Source organism: Kribbella sp. NPDC048837 (assembly GCF_055586945.1).
Map to the genome: position 1 here is coordinate 1 of NZ_JBVJHF010000034.1, position 1,109 is coordinate 1,109.

Sequence of the window (1,109 nt, forward strand, 5' to 3'; positions counted from 1 at the left end):
TGTGATGTCCAGGGAGGTTGGTCAGCCGGGTGATGGGTGGTTGGCCTCCGATGGCGGAGTGGGGTCGGTGGTGATTGTAGAAGTGGAGCCAGGCGGGTAGGGCTGCTCGTCGTTCGGCTTCTGATTGGTAGTGCCGGGTGTAGGCCCAGCCCTCGGCCAGGGTTCGGTGGAATCTCTCGATTTTGCCGTTGGTTTGGGGCCGGTAGGGCCGGGTGTGTTTCGGGGTGATGCCGAGCTCGGTGCAGGCGTCGCGCCAGGCGTAGGACTTGTAGGCCGAGCCGTTGTCGGACAGGACGCGTTCGACGGTGACACCGTGGTCGGTGAACCAGGCCACGGCGCGCTGGAGGACGCCGATGGCGGTGGCGGCTTTCTCGTCGGCGCAGATCTCGATGTAGGCCACCCGGGAGTGGTCGTCGATCACGGTGTGCAGGAACGCTTTCCCGGTGCGGGGTCTGCGGTCCGCGCCGCGCGGCAGGCCCGGTGTCGCGGCCTGGTTGCGGTATCCCTGCCGGCGGCCGACGTAGCGCCATCCTCCACCGTCAGGGATATTGCCGAACTTGGTGACGTCGACGTGGATCAAGGAACCGGGGTGGTCGTGCTCGTAACGACGCAGCGGTTCGCCGGTGACCCGGTCGACATGGGACAGGCGGTTGATCCGGCATCTCACCAGCACCGCGTGCACGGTCGAGGCCGGCATCCCCAGGCGCCCGGCGATCTGGACCGGGCCCAGCCGAAGCCGCCACCGCAACCGCACGATCGCCCGGACACGGTGTGGTGGCGTTTGGCCAGGACAATGGCGCGGCCGCGAGCTGCGATCAACCATTCCGGCCGGACCTTCGGCACGGTACCGCTCGGCCCACTTACGCGCCGTCCTCGGCGCGACCATGAACAACTCAGCAGCCGTAGCGCAGGACCAGCCGTCCTCAACCACCAAACGCGCCAGCCGCAACCGAGCGCGAGGAGTCAAAGCAGCATTAACGTGGGACACGAAGGCCTCCAGGTTGATGAAGCGGTTCCTTAGACAGCTCCACTTCACAACCGGAGGCCTTCACCTGTCAGACAGGCTCACCGATGCCGACCGGGACAACCTCCCTGGACATCACATCTAG

General features: G+C 66.4%; 1 protein-coding gene. It reads right to left on the reverse strand.

Annotation, left to right across the window (positions count from 1 at the left end):
• Positions 1-988, reverse strand: a 988-nt coding sequence (locus tag ACZ6O0_RS44465; protein ID WP_465771181.1) for an IS481 family transposase, incomplete at its 3' end; no start/stop codon positions are given.
• Positions 989-1,109 lie beyond the last annotated feature (121 nt).